Consider the following 19544-nt stretch of genomic DNA (forward strand, 5'->3'; position numbering starts at 1 on the left):
GGTGGCGGCTCAACGTCCCCGCGACATCCTCCTGGTGCACAACGGGAATTCCCCCCAGGCACGCGTTGCGTGCGACCGTGCGCGCGGCATCTTTTCCGCAGTCGGGTACACCGCGGTTTTCATCGACGCCCCGTCCGCGCGGGAGCTTTCCGCCACACTAACCGGCACCCTGCGATCCCGCGCTCTGCACGTAGCCGCCGTGGTTGCCGTCGGTGGGGACGGCATGGCCCATCTGGTCCTCCAGGTTCTGCACGAGGTGGGGCAACAGGGCGTGAATGTGGCGTTCGGTCTGATCCCGGCGGGCTCAGGTAACGACCTGGCCAGGTTCTGCGGGATCCCCACGCGCGACACCGAACGCGCCGCGGGCCGTGTGCTGCGCGGTCTGGAAACCACGCCTGAGCACATGGATCTCCTGGCCGTGGACTGTGCCGACGGCACCTCACACGTGTGCGCGACCACCGTGTGCCTGGGCCTGGATGCCCGCGTCAACGCGCGCGCCAATCGTTGGAGCAGAATCCGCGTCTCCGCCAAATACGCGGTCGCCCTGGTCTGGGAAATTCTGCGACTCACCTCGCGTGACTACACGATCGACTACACCCGGCCCGACGGCGCTCGGCGCGTGGTCGATCGCCGGGCCACGTTCTTGTCGGTGGCCAATACGTCGTCCTACGGGGGTGGCCTGACCATCGTGCCGCGCGCCGATCATCGGGACGGACTGGCGGAACTCTTTGCCGTGTCCGACGCCCGGCCCCTGCGGATCTTGTTCCTGTTGCCGCGGTTGCTACTGAAAACCCACGAAAACCTGGCGGAGATCGCGCTGGAACCTGTCACCGCGATGACCGTGACGCCGCACGATGCGCCGTCGGGTGAACTACCCGCGCACGTTGCTCACGGGGACGGGGAGCCCCTGGGGCCCCTGCCCGTGCAGGTGCGTATCCTGCCCGCGGCCGTGCGGGTCCTTTTCTGAGCCGCCTCGACGATACGAGGAGCCGCGCTCACGGATTCCACGGATCACGCGGGTGACGAGCCAGATCGCAAACGAAATGGTGGTCACGTAGGGGCTGATCGGAATGGATCCGCCCAGCGCCAGCAGGATGCCGCCGACCATGGACAGCTCCGCGAAGACCACCGACAGCACCACGATCCGCGCCGGTGCCACCGTGAGATTCATGGCCGCGGCAGCCGGGGTGATCAAGAGGGCGAGCACGAGCAGCGCGCCCACGATCTGGACCGACATGGCCACGGAAATACCCAGCAGCACCATGAACACGATGGACAGGGTGCGCACGGGTAGGCCGCGGGCCTCGGCCACCACGGGATCCGTGCTGGCAAACGTGAGCGGACGCCACACGATCAGCAACCCGGCCACCACCACGATGGACAACACGATCATGGATGTCAGCTGCACCGGGGACACGGACACGATCTGACCGGTCAACAACGAGAACTTATTGGACGAGCGACCTTCGTAGAGCGACAGGAACAGGATCCCCAGGCCCAGCCCGAACGGCATGAGCACGCCCACGAACGAATTACTGTCCCGGGCGCGCAGTCCCATGAAACCGATGATCAGCGCGGCAAGCACTGAGCCTAGCAGTGAACCGGTCACGATGTCCGAACCGATCAACAGGGCCGCAGCCGCGCCGGCGAAGGACAGTTCCGCAATGCCGTGCACCGAAAAGGCCAGGTCGCGCATCATCACGAACGTGCCCACCAGCCCTCCGACCAGCCCCAGGAGGGCACCGGCCCACAGCGAGTTGCTCAGCAGCACCAGCAATTCACCGTAGTTGTCGAAGACGAACACGGAATCGACGATCGAGTCCCAATCGACTTGGGCTGGGATCACGGAATGAGACCTTCCTGGGACGAGATGTGGTGGGTGTTGTCGGGGCGACCGGTCACGATGATGCGGCCGTTGCTGCGCAGCACCTCGATGTCGGCGCCGTACAGCTCCGACAGCACCTCGGAGCGCATGACCTCATCGGGCGTGCCGATCTTGAAGGAGCCGCCGGCCAGGTACAGGATGCGGTCCACGTGATCGATGATCGGGTTGATGTCGTGCGTCACGAACACCACGGCGCTACCCGAGTCCACGCGTTGCTGGTTGACCAGCTCACTGACGATGTACTGATGATTCAGATCCAAGGACAGTAGCGCCTCGTCGCACAGCAACAATTCCGGGTCGGTGGCCAGGGCCTGGGCAATGCGCAGTCGCTGCTGCTCGCCACCCGAGAGCAGCCCCACCGGGGCGTTGGCGTAATCGCCCGCGCCGACCTTGTCGAGCAGCTCGTCCACCCGTTCGTTGACCGCGCGGCTGTGGAGCCTGATCCCCCACTTGTGCCCGTCGATGCCCTGGGCCACCAGGTCCCGGGCACGCAGCGGTGTCCGTGGCGAGAAGCCGCGCTGCTGGGGTACGTACCCCACATGTCGCGAGGCCGCTCCGGGGCGCTCCCCCGTGACCGAGACCGTTCCCCGGGTCAGCGGGAGCAGCCCGAGCAGCACCTTGAGGAAACTGGTCTTACCCGTTCCATTAGAACCGAGCACGGCGAAGTACTCGCCTTCACGAATGGTGAGGTTGAGGTCGCGCCACAGCACGCGGTCGCCGAAAGCGAGATCCGCGTTCTTGAGTTCGACCACTGCCTGGCCCGAATCCCGCTGGTTGTCTGGGGCGGACCACGGCGTGGTGGTGGGAGTGGCGGGCTGGGCCGCTGAAGTGTGAATGGTTGGTGCCACCTTGGTGGGGAGGGTCATACGGCTATTACTTCACTGCTTGGGAGACGCGGTCGATATTGTCCTGCATCCATTCCTGGTAGTTCTTACCGTCAGGCAGGGTCTCGGAGAATTCCACCACACTCACACCGGATTTTTCCGCGTCCTCGCGCAGCTTCTCGGTCTGACCGGTCGAGGTCTGCTGGTTGAACGCCAACAGGTCGATGTGACCGCTCGTGACCAGGTCCGTGGTTTCCTTCATGACGGCGGGAGCCACGTCGGATTCCGAGTCGATCGCGGTCATGAATTCCGCGGGAGTGTCATCGTGGAGACCCGCGTCCTGCAAGAGATATCCGGGCATCGGCTCGGTGGCCACGTAACCACCCGAGGCCTTCAACGACTCGAGCTCGGTCTTCATTCCGGACAACCGGTCGTTGAGTGCTGTGGCGTTGTCCGTGAACTCCTTCGAGCGGTCCTGGTCGATCTCTCCCAGCTGCTCAGCGATGCGCTCGGTCAACGTCTGCATGGTGTCCAAGTCGTACCAGACGTGCTCGTTGAAACCGCCGGGTTCGTGGTGGTGGCCTTCGTGACCTTCTTCGTCGTGCGCCTCGGCTGCTTCTTCCTTGCCCTCCAACTCAGAGACGTCCACCGCGTTGATGACCTTCTGCGAGTCCGTGGTCATGTCCTCCATGAAAGCGTCGTAGCCACCGCCGTTGAGGATCACCACGTCCGCCTTCTCGATGGTCAGCCGATCCTGGGGCGATGCCTCGTACGAGTGCGGATCCTGCGCGGCGGAGTCGATGATGGGCGTGACGTCCACGTGGTCGCCGGCGACCTGTTCCACGAGATCCGAGTACACGTTGGTCGAGGTCACCACCGTGACCTTGTCCCCGTCCGACGCCGCCGCGTCACCTTCCTGAGCGTCGCCCGAGTTTGCCGAGCACCCGGTGAGCGCCAACGCGCTTAGTGCGGATACGGCAACGGCGGAACGGACGAACGGGCGGGCCCTCAGGCCCTGGACGCGTGCGGACACGGAATCATCTCCTTCGGGTCATTCTCAACAGCAGGGGTTTATTGAGAATGGATTGCATGTGAGCTACGGAGAGCATATCACTAATCATTCTCAATAAGCCCCGCCGAGGGATTCCCTTCCGGAAGAACCAATCAGCTCCAGGATTCCGAGCGCGGGCGACCCTCGTCGTAACCGGACTGCGACTGGATTCCCACGACCGCGCGGTTGGCGAACTGCGCCAATGACGTGGCCCCGGCGTACGTCATAGAGCTGCGCACGCCGGAGGTGATGTGATCGACCAGGTCCTCGACGCCGGGGCGCTGGGGGTCCAGGTACATCTTGGAGTTGGAGATGCCTTCTTCGAACAACGCCTTGCGAGCGCGAGCGAATTCGTCCTCACCACGCGTGCGGTGACGCACCGCCCGCGCGGAAGCCATCCCGAAGCTCTCCTTATAGGCCCGCCCATCGGCATCGATGTTGAGGTCACCGGGTCCTTCGTGGGTTCCCGCGAACCACGACCCGATCATCACCTGGCTCGCGCCGGCGGCGAGCGCCAGGGCCACGTCGCGCGGGTGCTTGACGCCGCCGTCGGCCCAGATGTGCTTGCCGAGATCGGCGGCGGCCTCCGCGCACTCCACGACCGCGGAGAACTGCGGGCGACCGACCGCCGTCATCATGCGCGTGGTGCACATGGCTCCGGGGCCCACACCGACCTTCACGATGTCCGCACCCGCGCCGATGAGGTCGCGCACGCCGTCGGCGGAGACCACGTTGCCGGCGACGATGGGGACCTGCGGATCCAGGGCGCGCACGGCTTCGAGTGCCTGCATGGCCTTGATCTGATGACCGTGGGCGGTGTCGACCACCAACACGTCGATACCGGTGTCGAGCAGTGCTGCGGCCTTCGCGGCCACGTCGCCGTTGATTCCCACGGCCGCACCGACCTGCAACCGGCCCTGCTGGTCGCGAGCGGGCTCATAGATCGTGGAGCGCACCGCGCCTTTCTGTGTCAGGACCCCCTCGATCATGCGATCCCGCAGCACGGGCGCAGCGCTGAGTCGCGAGGCCGCCAGCTGCTCGTAGGCGGCGCGCATCGCAGTGTTGCGATCCTGGCCGTCGAAGTCCTCGACCTGGAAGACCGGGCCGTCGGTTCGCATCACGTCCGCGAGCTGAGTGAAGCGGTCCACGTCCTGGCAATCGGCGGCGAGCACCAGCCCGCGGTAGTGGTCCCGCGCGTCCGTGACGAGCACGGCGCCGTGGGGGCGCTTGTGCATGACACCGAGTGCATCATGGACCGTGTCCGTCTCGTGCAGTGCCACCGGCGTCTCGTACTGGGGCGAGCGGCCCTTGACCCAGCCGGTCACCTTGGAGATGACGTCCAGCGGGATGTCCTGGGGCAGGATGCCCAGGCCGCCGCGGCGAGCCATGGTTTCAACCATGCGTCGACCGGTCACGGCTGTCATATTGGCCGCCACCAACGGAATGGTGGAGCCGGTGCCGTCCGCCGGGGAGAGATCGACATCGAAGCGGGACGTCACACGGGAGATGGAGGGCACCAGGAAGACGTCGTTGTAGGTGAGGTCTGTATTGGGAGTCGTCAGGAATCGCACGAGACCCCATACTACGGGCCCGCCAACTGCCTCGTCAGGTCGTCCGCGGAGGGTCCGTCACGGGTTCGTCACGCTCGAACGACGAAACCTACCGAGCGGTCAGGATGGACTGGCCAGGTGGTGTTCGCCTCATTAGACTGTTGGCTTAGTACGGCCTTATGGGAAATGAGGCCACCACGTCCGCTGGCGGAGAGACATACCGTCGGCACCACCGACCGGTGGTGGTCTACCGAGCAACCACCGGAGCACACCGTCATATGGAAGAGGCGTATCTCCCGTGCCAGAGCAGCCGCACCACCTGATCCCCGAAGAATTCGCCGGTAATGAATGGCTCGTCGACGAGCTGTTCGAGAAGTACCAGGACGACAAGAACTCCGTGGACAAGAAGTGGTGGCCCATTTTCGAGGAAATGAGCAAGGGCTCTGATTCCGACTCCGCTTCCCCCTCGCAGGCCGCTTCCATGTCGAACGGTGCTGCGACCAAAACTTCCGCAGCCGCCCCGTCCAAGGCGGCTGCTTCTTCATCTACACAGGAGAACAAGCCCAAGGTGACCCAGGAAAAGACCGCCCCGGCGGCCAAGGCCGAAGCCAAGCCCCGCTCGGAGTCCAGTGAGCCCAAGCGCGCCGCAGCGCCGTCGGCAACGACCGGAGGCTCCAAGGCCAAGGGCAAGCCGGAAGGCGTGGACCAGGAGACCAACGGCAACGAAGGATCGCCCACCAAGCGTCCCATCCGCGCTCAGCCGGAGGGTGCGGCCAAGCCCAAGCCCAAGGAACAGCCGGAAGAGGTCGAAGCACAGGACAAGGTCGTCAAGCTGCGCGGACCCGCCAAGGCCGTGGCCGCCAACATGGACGCCTCGCTGAGCGTGCCCACGGCAACCACCGTGCGCGCGGTGCCGGCCAAGCTGCTGATCGACAACCGCCTGGTGATCAACAGCCACCTGTCCCGTAACCGCGGTGGCAAGGTGTCCTTCACCCACCTGATCGGTTACGCCGTGATCCGCGCGCTGGCCAACTACCCGTCGCAGAACGTGGTCTACGGCGAAGTGGACGGCAAGCCCGCCGCGATCCAGCCGGCCCACGTGAACTTCGGCATTGCCATCGACATCCCCAACAAGGACGGCTCCCGCAACCTGGTGGTGCCCAACATCAAGGGCGCCGAGGGCATGACCTTCATGCAGTTCTGGACCGCCTACGAAGACGTGGTCAAGCGCGGCCGTTCCGGCGAACTGACCATGGAGGACTACCAGGGCACCACGGTCTCCTTGACCAACCCGGGTGGTATCGGCACCGTGCACTCCGTTCCGCGGTTGTCCAAGGGTCAGGCGTGCATCGTGGGCGTGGGTGCGCTGGACTACCCCGCCGAGTACAAGGGCGCCTCTCCCCGCACCACTGCGCGCATGGGTGTCTCCAAGATCATCACCCTGACCTCCACTTACGATCACCGCGTGATCCAGGGTGCCGGCTCGGGTGAGTTCCTCAAGCTCGTGGAGCACTACCTGCTCGGTGGCGACAACTTCTACGACACCATCTTCGAGGCCCTGCGCATCCCCTACGAGCCCGTTCGCTGGGCCGTGGACAACCAGGTCAACCCCGAGACCCAGATCAACAAGGTTGCCCGCATTCAGCAGCTGATCCACGCGTACCGCGTGCGCGGCCACCTGATGGCGGACACCAACCCGCTCGAGTACGTGATGCGCAAGCACCCGGACCTGGACATCCGCAGCTACGGACTCTCCCTGTGGGACCTGGAGCGCGAGTGGCCCACCGGCGGTTTCGGTGGCCAAGACCTGCTGACCCTGCGTGTGATCCTGGGGCGACTGCGTGACGCGTACTGCCGCACCGTGGGCATCGAGTACATGCACCTTCAGGATCCCGAAGAGCGTGAGTGGTTCCAGAACAAGCTCGAGCACGATTACCAGAAGCCGGCCCGCGAGGAACAGTTCCGCATCCTGGGTCGTTTGAACGCAGCCGAGGCCTTCGAGACCTTCCTGCAGACCAAGTACGTGGGTCAGAAGCGCTTCTCATTGGAGGGCGGCGAATCCCTGATCCCGCTGCTGGACGCGATCATCTCCGACGCCGCTGACGAGTCCTTGGCCGGCGTGGGTATCGCCATGGCCCACCGCGGCCGCCTCAATGTACTGACCAACATCGCCGGTAAGTCCTACGCACAGGTCTTCCGCGAATTCGAGGGCAGCCAGGATCCCCGCTCCATCGAGGGTTCCGGCGACGTCAAGTACCACCTGGGCACGGAAGGTGTTTTCACCTCCGACAACGGCAACGAGACCCAGGTCTACCTGGCCGCCAACCCGTCCCACCTGGAAGCCGCGGACCCCGTGATCGAGGGTATCGCCCGCGCCAAGACCGACGTGCTCGGTGCCGGCCCCGAGGGTGACGGCACGTTCCCCGTGCTGCCCATTCAGGTCCACGGCGACGCCGCCATGGCCGGCCAGGGCATCGTGTACGAAGTCATGCAGATGTCCGGCCTGGAGGGCTACAACGTGGGCGGCACCATCCACGTGGTGGTCAACAACCAGATCGGCTTCACCACCTCGCCCTCCGGCGCGCGCACCTCCACGTACTCCACGGACGTGGCCCGCGCCGTGCAGGCCCCGATCTTCCACGTCAACGCGGACGACCCCGAGGCCGTGACCCGCGTGGGTCAGCTGGCCTTCGAGTACCGCCAGCGCTTCCACAAGGACGTCGTGATCGACCTGGTCTGCTACCGCCGCCGCGGTCACAACGAGGGCGACGATCCCTCGATGACCCAGCCGCTGATGTACTCCCTGATCGACGGCAAGCGCTCGACCCGCAAGATCTACACCGAGAACCTCGTGGGTCGCGGTGACATCACCCAGGAAGAGGCCGATCGCGCGCTCAAGGACTACCAGGAGCGCCTCGAGCGGGTCTTCGCTGAGTCCCACGAGGCCCAGACCTCCACGATCCCGCTGGTCACCGGCGACGCCGCCGCTATCGCCAACATCGAGCGCCCCTCGGCCCAGCAGGCGGACACGGGAGTTTCGATCCCCAAGTCCACGGCCATCACCGAAGAGGTCGCCCGCCGTATCGGTGAGGCCCACGTGCAGGCCCCGGAGGGTTTCACCACCCACCGCAAGCTGCAGAAGCTGCTGGACCGCCGCAACGAGATGACCGAGAAGGGCGGCGTGGACTGGGGCATGGGCGAGCTCATGGCCTTCGGTTCGCTGCTCATGGAAGGTGTCCCGATCCGGTTCTCCGGTCAGGACGTGCGCCGCGGTACTTTCACGCAGCGTCACGCGGTCTTCTTCGACGCCGAGAACGGCTCCGAGTGGGCACCGTTGAACAACCTGTCCGGTGACCAGGCCAAGTTGTCCATCTACAACTCACTGCTCTCCGAATACGGCGTGCTGGGCTTCGAGTACGGCTACTCCGTGGAGCGTCCCGAGGCGCTCACCGTGTGGGAGGCGCAGTTCGGTGACTTCACCAACGGCGCGCAGACCATCGTGGACGAGTTCATCTCCTCGGCCGAACAGAAATGGGGTCAGCGTTCCTCGCTGGTCCTGCTCCTGCCCCACGGCTTCGAAGGACAGGGCCCGGACCACTCCTCGGCACGTATCGAGCGGTTCCTCACCCTGTGCGCCGAGCGGAACATGACCGTGGTGAATCCGTCCACCCCGGCCAACCACTTCCATCTGTTGCGCCGTCAGGCCTACTCGCGCCCGCGTCGCCCGTTGATCGTGGCCACGCCCAAGCAGTTGTTGCGTCTGAAGGCAGCGGCCTCCCCCATCGAGGACTTCACGCAGGGTACGTTCCAGCAGGTCATCCCGGACGTCGCCAACCTCGACGACTCCAAGGTCACTGACGTGATTCTGGTGTCCGGTCGTCTGTACTACGATCTCGCCGCGCAGCGTGAGAAGTCCGACGACCACTCGACCGCGATCATTCGTGTCGAGCAGCTCTACCCGCTGCCCGAGAACGAGATCAAGAAGGAACTGGCCCGCTACCCCGAGGCCCGCATCATGTGGGCACAAGACGAGCCCGCCAACCAGGGTGCCTGGCCGTTCATGGCCGTGAACCTGGTGCCGCAGCTGGACCGCCCGGTCAAGCTAGCTTCGCGCCCGGCCTCGGCTTCCCCGGCGAACGGTTCGGCCAAGCGCCACGCGAAGGAACTCGAAACCTTGGTGCAGCAGGCCTTCGACCGCGGCGAGTAATCATCACTGCGTTGCGGCCCCGTGAGATCGGGGCCGCAACGGACACGTTTTCCCCTCGGTGGCCATCGTGGTTTACGGTGGCCACCGAGACACGTTATGAGCAAAGGAAGAGGAATAGTGGACCAACGCAGGATCCGCATTGTGGCCGTCGGTGACGAACTGCTAGCCGGTGTGGAAGACCCCCGTGCCCTGGGCTGGTTCGGTCGAGTGCTGGCCCGCACCCCGCGGGACATCGTGCCCGTGGACGCCTACAACCTGGCGGCGCCCGGTGAGGGCAGCGAGTCCCTCAACGAACGCTGGTTCGACGAGGCCTCCCGCCGTTTCGATTCCATGTGCGACAACCGCTTGGTGATCGCTCCCTCGGCCATGGACGTGGACCTGGACATCACCTCGGCCCGTTCCCGGTTGAACATGGCGAACATCGTGGATCAGGCGACCCAGAACAACATCAAGGTTCTGGTGGTCGGTCCCCCGCCCACGTTGGACCCAGAACGCAACCGCAAGATCGCCGATCTCTCGGCGGCTTTCGGTGACGTAACCACCCGGCGTCAGCACGTCTACGTGGACACCTTCAACCCGCTGCAGCACCACGAGCAGTGGCGCAAGGACCTGGCCGCCAACCACGGTCACCCCGGACAGGCCGGCTACGGGCTGATGGCGTGGCTGGTGCTGCACCGCGGCTGGTACAACTGGCTGAACCTGCCCGAACCCCGATAAGTCCGTGAGCGCCGTTGGCGGTGGAAATCCGGCCAACTCGGAGTAAACGCCAGGTTGTGAGATACTGGCGGACGGTGCCCAGTCGAATCAACGCAGGAGGTACACCATGAGCAAGCGTGGACGTAAGCGCAAGGACCGCCGCAAGAACTCTGCGAACCGCGGAAAGCGGCCCAACGCCTGAGTTCTGTGCAGTGCGAACAACGCCCGCAACCATTACGGTTGCGGGCGTTGTTGTTTAAGCCGAGAAAAGCCGGTGAGGGTCAGGCCGCCGGGTGATCACTGCACTGCGCTTCGATGCGCGTGAGGATCGACTGCTTGAGCTGCGCGGGGGCAGTCTCGGTGCAGGATCGCTTGATCACGGTGCGGATCACGCACTCCAGGTTGTATTCGCGCTCGCACTCGGGGCAGTCCGTGAGGTGCGCGTGGATCTCTTCGAGATCCTCCTTGGTCAGCGCACCGTCAAGGTATTCGTAAATGCGACGGATGCGTTCGTCGGTGCAGCCGTTCTGGCAGTCGTTGTCAGCCATTGGTTCAGCCTCGGTCCTTCGATGTTGTCTCGCCCTTGGACTTCTTGGTCCCCTTGGAGGTGTCGAAACCCCGCTCGGTGGCGTAGTCGGCCAGTTTTTCCCGGAGCAGCTTGCGGCCTCGGTGCAGTCGCGACATCACGGTGCCGATGGGCGTGTCCATGATCTCGGAGATCTCCTTGTAGGCGAAACCCTCTACATCGGAGAAGTACACGGCGAGTCGGAACTCTTCGGGAAGTTCTTGCAGCGCTCGCTTCACGTCCGAATCCGGCAGGTGGTCCAGGGCCTCGGCCTCGGCCGATCGCAGCCCCTTGGACGTGTGGGATTCCGCCCGGTGCAACTGCCAATCCTCCACCGTGTCCGTGTTGGCCTGGCGCGGTTCGCGCTGCCGTTTGCGATACAGGTTGATGTAGGTATTGGTCAGGATCCGGTACAGCCATGCCTTGAGGTTGGTCCCCGGCTTGTACTGGTGGAACGCGGAGAAGGCCTTGGTGTAGGCCTCCTGGACCAGGTCCTCGGCATCGGCGGGATTGCGGGCCATCCGCAGCGCGGCGGCGTACAGCTGATCCACGTACTGCATGGCGTCGCGTTCGAATCGTTCGCGGCGCTGCTGTGTGGTTTCCTCGCTGACGTCCACCGTGTCGGTAGTGGCCTGCTGCTCGAGCTCATCATGATCGTTCATCACGGCCCAGTCTACGGTCGGGGCGGTCATGATCATGCGCTGCCTGCCTTCCGTGGGTCGCGTTGTCGTGCCGATGATGAGCCACGCGTGTGGCGCTTGCTGTCTATTGGTGAATAACACGGTGGACCCATCGCCCTATTCCCGTGCGCCGCACAGTGGCACCCCGTTAGGATGAAAGACGTGCCCTCCCGGAAATGCCGGGACCAAAAGGAGGAACCATGAGCATCGTTCGTCGTCTCGCCCGTCCCCTGCTCGCCACCGGTTACGTTGCCGGCGGTGTCGAAGCATTCCGTAATTCCTCGGCCGCAGCCGAGAAGCTGGACCCGGTCCTGAAGCAGGTGGAGCAGGTGTTGCCGCAGGTCCGTCCCGTGACCGCCAACCGCGCCCAGGTGGCCCAGGGCATTGCCGCCGCACAGGTGTTGGCCGCTTCCGCTCTCGCGCTGAGCAAGCTCCCCCGTCTTTCCGCGTCCGTGCTGTTGGGCACCACCGCCATCAACACCTACGTGCAGTACCAGTCCGCGGACACCTCCACCAAGGAGGCCAAATCCAACCGCCGCAACAACGTGTTCAAGAACCTCTCGTTGGTCGGTGCCGTGATGATCGCGTCCGTTGACACCTCGGGCAACCCCTCCCTCGCGTGGCGCGCCAGCCACCTCGCGGACGATGTTCGTAAGAACGCCGCCAAGGTCTCCAAGGACACCAAGAAGAAGTTCGCCCAGGCCGAGAAGGCCGTCCAGGACGCCGTCAGCCACTAAGGGGTCAACCACACTGTGAATACAGACAACGGCTTGTCGCACCCCGAGTCCCAGTGGGCCGCGCCCTTCACGGGTGATCGCCCGGTGAGCGGAACCGTGGCCATTCCCGGTTCCAAATCGCTGACCAATCGATATCTGGTCCTGGCGGCCTTGGCTTCCGAACCTTCGGTGGTGCACAAGCCGTTGTATTCACGTGACAGCGAGCTCATGATCGCCGCGCTGCAGCAATTGGGCGCGGTGATCGAGCCGACCGGCGTATCCGGCCCCTTCGGTTCGGATCTCGCCATTACCCCCATTCCTTCGGGTCCCACCGCTGACGTTCACCGCCCCGAACCCCGTCACATCGACTGCGGTTTGGCCGGCACGGTCATGCGGTTCGTCCCGCCCGTGGCCGCGCTCCTCAATGCGGACACCCAGTTCGACGGCGATCCGCACGCTCGCGTCCGCCCCATGGGTCCCGTGATCCAAGGCTTGCGCGACCTGGGCGTCACGGTCGAGGACGACGGCCGCGGCACCCTGCCGCTCACCGTCTCCGGAACCGGCCGCGTGGCCGGCGGCACCGTGACCATCGACGCGAGCGGTTCCTCCCAGTTCGTCTCCGCGCTCTTGCTGTCCGCCGTGCGTTTCGACGCCCCTCTCGTGCTCAAACACGAGTCCGACACCGCCGGCGTACCGTCCCTGCCCCACGTGGCCATGACCGTCGAGGTGCTCCGCGAGGCCGGTGTCAACGCCACACGCGTCAGCGATACCGAGTGGCGGGTGGAACCCACCGCCGTGCCCGGTCTGGACGTCACCGTGGAGCCTGACCTCTCCAATGCCGGACCGTTCCTGGCCGCTGCCATGGTCACCGGCGGCACCGTGAGCATCCCGGATTGGCCCTCCCACACCACCCAGGGTGGCGATCACTGGCGGAGCATCCTGCCGCAGTTCGGCGGCTCCGTTGACCTGATAGACGGTGTGCTGACCGCAACCGGTCCGGCGCAGCTCAACGGTGTTGACCTGGATCTGTCCGAGGCCGGTGAGCTCGCTCCCACCGTGGCGGCCATGTGTGCTTTGGCTACCGGCCCGTCGCAGTTGCGCGGGATTGCGCACCTGCGAGGACACGAAACCGATCGCCTCGCCGCTCTGACCACCGAGATCAACCGGTTGGGTGGCAACGCGGAAGAGACCGAGGACGGCCTGATCATCACTCCCGCTCCCCTGCATGGCGGGGTGTTCCACAGCTACGAGGATCACCGCATGGCCACCGCGGGCGCCATCATCGGTCTGCGGATACCTGACGTGAGCGTGGAGAACATCGGGACCACGTCCAAGACGCTGCCCGATTTCCCCCAGATGTGGACCACTCTGGTCAGCCATGACGCGTAATTCCAGCGCACAGCGGCAGTGGGACGAGTCCGACGTCCGGGTGCGAGCCAATAAGAAGGGCTCCCGTCCACGCACCAAGCAGCGCCCCACCCACGAGGACGCCGTGATCGCTCGCGTGATCGCCGTGGACCGTGGCCGGTACACGTGCGTGGTCAACGAGCAGAGCCATGATCAGCGCACCGTGGTGTGCATCCGCGCCAAAGAACTGCGCCGCAAGCCGATCGTCCCCGGTGACCAAGTGGGCGTCGTCGGCGACGTCAGCGGCGACCCGGATACCCTCGCGCGCATTGTGCGCATCGAACCTCGGGCCACCATCCTGCGGCGCAGCGCGGACGACACGGATCCGGTCGAGCGGGTGATCGTGGCCAACGCGGACCGGCTCGTTCTGGTCCTGGCCACCGAGTCCCCCACCCCGCGCACGGGCTTTGTGGATCGTGGTCTCGCGGCGGCGTCGGACGCGGGCATCACCCCCGTCATCTGCATGACCAAGACCGATTTGAAGGACCCGGCCGAGTTCCTCACCTACGTGGCGGCGCTGGATGTCCAAACCGTCTCGACCGAACCGACGGACGCCTTGGGCGGCCGACCCGCCGCGGGCGTACACGAGGAATCCCTGGCGATTTCCCAGGCCTCCATCGAGCGACTCCGCACCATCTTGGACGGGCACATCAGCGTGTTCCTGGGGCCGTCCGGTGTGGGAAAATCCACACTGGTCAACGCGCTCACGGGCTCGGAGCGGGCAACCGGTGGCGTCAACGACGTCACGGGTCGTGGCCGCCACACGTCATCCTCCGCCCGGGCCCTCCGCATGCCGGACACCTCCCCCGGCACGTGGGTCATCGACACCCCGGGCATCCGTTCGCTGGGCTTGGCCCACGTGAGCGAGGAAGAACTTCTCAACTCGTTCACCGACCTCGTGCCAGCGACTGCGGACTGCCCGCGCGGCTGCCTGCATACCCAGGACTCCCCCGGCTGCGCGCTGGACGAGTGGGTCCAGCGGCCCGAAGCTTCCCCGGCAGCCCCGCTCAGGCTCGAGTCGCTGCGCAGGCTGCTGGCGGCATCGCGCGGGGAAACACAGGCGGGCGCCGACGAAAAGCACCTAGGACAGGCGATAACGTAGAGTTCATGCGACCACCCAGCAGTTACACGGAGGATCTCCGTCTCGCGCACATTCTGGCCGATTCTGTGGACGGGCTGACCATGCGTCGGTTCAAGGCCCAGGACCTTCACGTGGAGACCAAACCGGATCTCACCCCCGTCACGGACGCGGATCGCGAGGCCGAATCGGTGATCCGTTCGCAGCTGGGCCGAGTCCGCAATCGTGATGCCGTGATCGGCGAGGAGTTCGGCACCACCGGTTCCGGCTCCCGCAAATGGGTGATCGACCCGATTGACGGCACCAAGAACTTTGTCCGTGGTGTGCCCGTGTGGGCCACGCTCATCGGCCTGGTCGAGGACGACCGGGTCGTGGCTGGTGTGGTCTCCGCTCCTGCGCTCAACCGTCGTTGGTGGGCTGCCCTGGGTTCGGGTGCGTTCACGGGTCGCTCGTTGTCGCAGGCGACGCGGCTGTCGGTGTCTTCCGTGAACCAACTCTCGGACGCCTCGCTGTCCTACTCGTCGCTGACCGGGTGGCGGGACCTGGGCGTGCGCGACCAATTCATCGAGCTGACCGATTCCGTGTGGCGCACGCGCGCCTACGGTGACTTCTGGTCCTACTGCCTGGTGGCCGAGGGCGCGGTGGACATCGCGTGCGAACCCGAGCTCAACCTCTACGACATGGCCGCCCTGGTGCCCATCGTGACCGAGGCCGGCGGTCGCTTCACCTCGCTCAAGGGCCAGGACGGCCCGTTCGGGGCCAACGCGATCGCGAGCAACGGCGTGCTTCACGACGCCGCTCTGGACATCCTGGGCACGCGCGAGAGTTCCTAGGACCAAGCCTTACTAGCACCTAGTCTCATAGCCCGCCCTTAGCCAACTCGTGCCCCGGACGGCCGAGACCGCCCCGTGGAGCGGCGTCGTCGACCGTGCCGGGGCACGATGCTGGAAAAGGTGCGTTAGCTGTCGATACCCATGTTCTGGTTGACTGCGTCGTTCACGCACTGCTCGTAAGCGGTTTGGGAACCGGACTCGATCAACGGCATGCACTCACTGATCATGTCGAAGGCCCAGAAGAACAGGGCCGCCATAAGAATGCCACCGATGATCGCCAGGATCGAGAGCACGATGCCCACGATCGGCAGCGCCTTGGAGGCTCCCGGGGTCTTGCGCAGCTTGGACAAGCCCACGATGCCGAGGATCAGACCCACCAGGCCGATGAGGCCACCCACACCGAAGAACCAGAAGGTCAGGATGCCGATGATGCCCAGCACGAGCGACGCGATGCCCAGGCCGTTACCGGCGGGCTTGCCGTTGCCGTAGTAGTCCTGGTTGCCGTAGCCCTGCTGGTTGTAGTCGTTCTGGTAGTACGTGGGGTTGTTCGCCCCGCCCGGGCCGTACGCCTGGTTGCCGTACTGATCGTTACCGTAGCCCTGGTTGCCGTAACCCTGCTGGCCCTGATTGCCGTACTGGTCATTGCCGTACTGCTGGTCACCGTACTGGGACTGGTTGCCGTAGCCCTGGTTGCCGTACTGGTCGTTACCGTACTGCTGACCGTTGGCCTGGGAGTCGCCGTACTGGCCGTACTCGGGCTGCTGCGAACCGTAGTTCTGCTGCGACCGGTCGTAGGCGTTCTGACCGAAGGCCTGGTCGTTGCCCTCCACGCGCTGACCGTACTCGGGCTGGTTGTTGCACGAGGTGTGTCCGGAAGCGGAGGAAGAACCGGACTGCGGCTCGTTGGGACGATCGCTCATGGGATGCACCTACCTGTCTGTCGTGCTGGCTGTTCGTGGGATCTGTGGCCAAGTCTTCCACAGGGTGCCATACCCTCGCGGTGATTTACGCGGACAGCCGCGGTCACTGTGGAATTCGGAGAAGCGACCCGCACGATTGGCGAATACCGATAAGTATCCGAGGGATAAGAAACGGACGTGTTCATGTTCGTTGACTTGCTGAATGAGTGAGCGGACAATTCGCGCTATAGGCAACCGGACATACATGTGGGGGCACTTGGCCATGGGGCCGGGGATGCCCGGTTGGCGGAAAGCTGTTCGCCATGTCCACCTTCAATTTACGTCGGCCACTAGACATTCCGTGGAGCCGCCGCTGCGTCAGTGACGACATGATCGACCGGAGAACCGGGGACTCCGAGGCGCCCTACAGATGGCGCTCCTCCTTGGCCATCTTCGATTACGAGCCGCCCGAGGAATATCAGAACTATCCCGGTGTGATCATCAGTTATCTGAAAGTGGTCTGCAGTATCACCGGGTATCAGGAAAACCCCACGGAAATAGGTCTCAAGAGGCGGGGGCTGCTGAGTTCGTGGCGTGGTTCCCCGGGAATTACGGATTATCTGAACACGCTGGAGCAGTATTACGCGTGCTTCGGTGCGGTGCTGGAGGTTTCGGTCGTTCCGCAGGTCATCAGGGCCCCGTTGCGGCAGTACCCGTATTTCATGGATTTCGAGCCCAAGAAGCGCGAGCTGTATCAGATGGCCTCGGAAACCAACGAGCGCCAGTCCCGGTCCATCGAGTCGCTCAACCTGACCAAATCTGCCGGCACTACTCAGTCCCTGGAAACCTACGATATTGATATGGGCGGCGGCGGTGTGAGTGCGCAGGCCTCATTCGCCGGCACCGGTGGCGGCTTCAGTTACACGGCTCCTAATGGCCAGTGGGGCACCAAACGATTGAACGCGGATGAAACCATGTCCTCACGCTCCACGGATGCCGGGCAGGAAAAACGCGAGACGTTCTCCTTCACCACTCAGCTGTCCCAGCTGTATGACCAGCTGGACAGCTATCACCTGGGGACCAACCGGGCACTGTTCTTCATGTTGCCCCGCCCCAACACGCTGGACACCGAACACACCTTTGTCAACGGGCTGCGCAATATTGAGGGTATTCAGGAGTTCTTCCTGGTGGTCGCCCGGCCCTCCGACACTGAGGAGTTCTGTATCGAGGCCTATTTGGAGACCGGACACATCGGTAAGGTGCCCCGAACCGAGGCTCGCGAGATTGCCGGGAGTGAAATTCACGCCTCCTGGTCGGATTCATACAACGCTAAGCCCAAGGGTGACGACGACGAAACCACCGTGTACGACCAGGCGGACAGGTTCTGGCGGGTCCAAGATTTCTACCCGGGTCAGGGCTACACGATCAAGGACGCGGTGTTGTCCAGCCCGGGTTACAGAATTACTTACAACCACGACAAGCCCAACCTGGTCGATGAGCACCCACACATCAGTGACCGTCGGAACGACTTTGTGAAAGTGTCTGGAAAAGTTCATTCGGGATACGCCAATTACGTTCTGGACTCGGAGGACCGGGAAGAGTCCATTACGTACCCCTTCACCGTGGACATCACCCTGGTGAAAACCGAGCAGGTCGAAAAAAGCACCGACACCCTGTTCATGACGGCCCGCTCACTGGTCTGTTGCGGAAATGATCGTCTGAAAGACGCCGTCCGTGAGGTCGACGGAGTGGTGTACGAACGGAACCTACCCAACATCACTGTGATCGAGCGGCCGGGGGTGAAGGGTGCGCAGTCACTTCACAACGCGGTCCAAGAAGGCATCCGCCGAAGCACCATCGACCCGGAACACCGGCTGTCCAGACCCGTGTCCCTGTCCCAAACGGATTTCGCGGCCAAGGCGTTCGTTCATTACGTGCCGGAGGCACAGCACGCCTCGATCGACTCTGTCACAGAGCTCCCCGCTGCGGTCCGTCGCCGGTTCAAGGACCTGCGATCCTCCGTGACCGTGGCCGACCTGCTCGACATGCCGTTGACGGGGCTGCGAGAAGTGTTGGACCTGGACGAACAACAAGCGCTCGAGCTGCGATCCGCCCTCACGGGCGCCAACCACACCCCACAGTCCGCCCGGGAGGTCTGGCTGTCACCGACTCAGGAGGGCCGACTCTTCGGTCCCGAGGGCGAGCAGAGTTCGTGAAACGGCGGGATTGATCCGAGGAGAAGGTGATCATCATGGATATCCGGTGCGGCCCAGATCGCTCGGTTCTCGATACCGAATCAGAGTCAAGAATCGCCGTTAAATTCCGCAAACGACCCTTCCACGGCGTGATCAGTTACGGCCTGCGCGACGAACTGAAGAACCGGCCGGACAGCCTTCAATGGTGGCACCGGTACGCCCACGTGCTGGACCAGCCGACCGCATCCGATGACGACGGAGAGCTGCGCGTCCTGAGGTATCTGGCGGAACAGCACGGCGTGCTCAGTTTCTCGCAATCCGTGGCGTGCGCCGCCCGCAGTCTGCGCTCGCTGTGGGCCGCCGATTGGAGCGAGGATGACCTCGACAGCGCCGAGCTGTGGAACATCAAGGAAGGACACGTGTCCAGCGTGTGGTTGGTCAGTGTCCTTCACGCGGGCGATGACGCCCATACGCACTTCATCCTCAACGTTGCTCGGGACATTGACGCAGGCCCCGTTCTGGAAGACACGAGCCAAGCCATGCGGACACTCCTGGACCGTCACCCCGAGCTCCCTATCGCCGCGGTCTTGGACATTGCCTCCGTCCCCCTCACGCAGGGAACTGGCACCCGAAACGTTGTGGTCACTCGGAACGAGTACGTCCCCCGTGCCCTGGAGGCACACCTCATCGGTTCGGTGGACGGTACAACGGCTCGTTCGCCGGAGCATCGGATCGTCCTGATCGAACGCTTCCGCACCTCCTCGGAACATCCCGCCCAGATCATCGGGGCGCACGGCCGCTACGCGAGCCTCGACGAACGCGAGCGCATGTACCAGGCCGTCGACGACGTCGCTGCGGCCGCCGCACCCGACCTCCCCTACCGCGTGGATCTCAATCACGGTGACCTGGTCTGGTCCCCGGGCGGTCCCGCAATCGTCGCACTCAGCTAGGCGGAGTC

Annotated in this window: 17 protein-coding genes; 10 read left to right on the top strand and 7 right to left on the bottom strand. The window is 64.4% G+C overall.

Annotated features, from left to right (window positions below; genetic code table 11):
• The first annotated feature begins 1 nt into the window (after position 1).
• Positions 2–967 (top strand): diacylglycerol kinase family protein, encoded by a 966-nt coding sequence (locus CKW39_RS06690; RefSeq protein WP_095797370.1) that lies wholly within the window; start codon positions 2–4, stop codon positions 965–967.
• On the opposite strand, the gene CKW39_RS06695 is transcribed toward CKW39_RS06690, so the two are convergent.
• The 4 genes from CKW39_RS06695 to CKW39_RS06710 form a co-directional block, all read right to left on the bottom strand.
• On the bottom strand, positions 872–1846 hold the full coding sequence (locus tag CKW39_RS06695) for a metal ABC transporter permease (RefSeq protein WP_095797371.1): 975 nt from the start codon (positions 1844–1846) through the stop codon (positions 872–874). The two genes, CKW39_RS06690 and CKW39_RS06695, sit on opposite strands and share 96 nt — an antisense overlap.
• Positions 1843–2751, bottom strand: coding sequence for a metal ABC transporter ATP-binding protein (locus CKW39_RS06700; protein WP_095797372.1), 909 nt, complete (start codon positions 2749–2751; stop codon positions 1843–1845). The genes CKW39_RS06695 and CKW39_RS06700 overlap by 4 nt, the downstream gene beginning before the upstream one ends.
• A gap of 7 nt (positions 2752–2758) precedes the next feature.
• Complete coding sequence (locus tag CKW39_RS06705) at positions 2759–3742, bottom strand: metal ABC transporter solute-binding protein, Zn/Mn family (protein ID WP_095797373.1); 984 nt, start codon at positions 3740–3742, stop codon at positions 2759–2761.
• Positions 3743–3873: 131 nt separating this feature from the next.
• Positions 3874–5331: a GuaB1 family IMP dehydrogenase-related protein gene (locus CKW39_RS06710; RefSeq protein ID WP_095797374.1), complete on the bottom strand. Its 1458-nt coding sequence runs from the start codon at positions 5329–5331 to the stop codon at positions 3874–3876.
• Between the two features lie 277 nt (positions 5332–5608).
• On the opposite strand from CKW39_RS06710, the gene CKW39_RS06715 reads away from it, so the two are divergent.
• The 3 genes from CKW39_RS06715 to CKW39_RS15935 all read left to right on the top strand — a co-directional run bounded on the left by CKW39_RS06715 (position 5609) and on the right by CKW39_RS15935 (position 10415).
• Positions 5609–9517 (top strand): multifunctional oxoglutarate decarboxylase/oxoglutarate dehydrogenase thiamine pyrophosphate-binding subunit/dihydrolipoyllysine-residue succinyltransferase subunit, encoded by a 3909-nt coding sequence (locus CKW39_RS06715; protein ID WP_095797375.1) that lies wholly within the window; start codon positions 5609–5611, stop codon positions 9515–9517.
• A gap of 117 nt (positions 9518–9634) precedes the next feature.
• Positions 9635–10234: a GDSL-type esterase/lipase family protein gene (locus CKW39_RS06720; RefSeq protein WP_016998288.1), complete on the top strand. Its 600-nt coding sequence runs from the start codon at positions 9635–9637 to the stop codon at positions 10232–10234.
• Between the two features lie 106 nt (positions 10235–10340).
• Entirely contained in the window at positions 10341–10415 is a 75-nt protein-coding gene (locus tag CKW39_RS15935) for a 50S ribosomal protein bL37 (protein ID WP_371514661.1), read from the top strand.
• Positions 10416–10494: 79 nt separating this feature from the next.
• Here the strand turns inward: CKW39_RS15935 and rsrA are convergent, their stop codons facing one another.
• Together rsrA and CKW39_RS06730 are read right to left on the bottom strand one after the other, a co-directional pair.
• Positions 10495–10761, bottom strand: coding sequence for a mycothiol system anti-sigma-R factor (rsrA, locus tag CKW39_RS06725; RefSeq protein WP_095797376.1), 267 nt, complete (start codon positions 10759–10761; stop codon positions 10495–10497).
• 4 nt (positions 10762–10765) lie between these two features.
• The gene (locus CKW39_RS06730) at positions 10766–11440 is read right to left on the bottom strand and encodes a sigma-70 family RNA polymerase sigma factor (RefSeq protein WP_173674292.1); all 675 of its coding nucleotides are present in this window, start codon (positions 11438–11440) and stop codon (positions 10766–10768) included.
• A gap of 218 nt (positions 11441–11658) precedes the next feature.
• On the opposite strand from CKW39_RS06730, the gene CKW39_RS06735 reads away from it, so the two are divergent.
• The 4 genes from CKW39_RS06735 to hisN are packed head-to-tail and all read left to right on the top strand — an operon-like array spanning position 11659 to position 15492.
• The gene (locus CKW39_RS06735) at positions 11659–12195 is read left to right on the top strand and encodes a DoxX family membrane protein (RefSeq protein WP_095797378.1); all 537 of its coding nucleotides are present in this window, start codon (positions 11659–11661) and stop codon (positions 12193–12195) included.
• A 15-nt stretch (positions 12196–12210) separates the two neighbouring features.
• Positions 12211–13563, top strand: a complete 1353-nt coding sequence (aroA, locus tag CKW39_RS06740) for a 3-phosphoshikimate 1-carboxyvinyltransferase (protein WP_095797379.1) — start codon at positions 12211–12213, stop codon at positions 13561–13563.
• On the top strand, positions 13553–14683 hold the full coding sequence (gene rsgA, locus CKW39_RS06745; protein ID WP_095797380.1) for a ribosome small subunit-dependent GTPase A: 1131 nt from the start codon (positions 13553–13555) through the stop codon (positions 14681–14683). The genes aroA and rsgA overlap by 11 nt, the downstream gene beginning before the upstream one ends.
• A gap of 5 nt (positions 14684–14688) precedes the next feature.
• The gene (gene hisN, locus CKW39_RS06750; RefSeq protein WP_095797381.1) at positions 14689–15492 is read left to right on the top strand and encodes a histidinol-phosphatase; all 804 of its coding nucleotides are present in this window, start codon (positions 14689–14691) and stop codon (positions 15490–15492) included.
• Between the two features lie 125 nt (positions 15493–15617).
• On the opposite strand, the gene CKW39_RS06755 is transcribed toward hisN, so the two are convergent.
• Complete coding sequence (locus CKW39_RS06755; RefSeq protein ID WP_095797382.1) at positions 15618–16412, bottom strand: DUF4190 domain-containing protein; 795 nt, start codon at positions 16410–16412, stop codon at positions 15618–15620.
• 302 nt (positions 16413–16714) lie between these two features.
• On the opposite strand from CKW39_RS06755, the gene CKW39_RS06760 reads away from it, so the two are divergent.
• Both CKW39_RS06760 and CKW39_RS06765 read left to right on the top strand, forming a co-directional pair.
• The gene (locus CKW39_RS06760; RefSeq protein WP_143469947.1) at positions 16715–18607 is read left to right on the top strand and encodes a hypothetical protein; all 1893 of its coding nucleotides are present in this window, start codon (positions 16715–16717) and stop codon (positions 18605–18607) included.
• Positions 18608–18642: 35 nt separating this feature from the next.
• Positions 18643–19536, top strand: coding sequence for a hypothetical protein (locus CKW39_RS06765; protein ID WP_143469948.1), 894 nt, complete (start codon positions 18643–18645; stop codon positions 19534–19536).
• Positions 19537–19544 lie beyond the last annotated feature (8 nt).

Source organism: Kocuria sp. WRN011 (genome assembly GCF_002295155.1).
In the GTDB taxonomy this organism is placed as follows: Bacteria; Actinomycetota; Actinomycetes; order Actinomycetales; family Micrococcaceae; genus Kocuria; species Kocuria carniphila.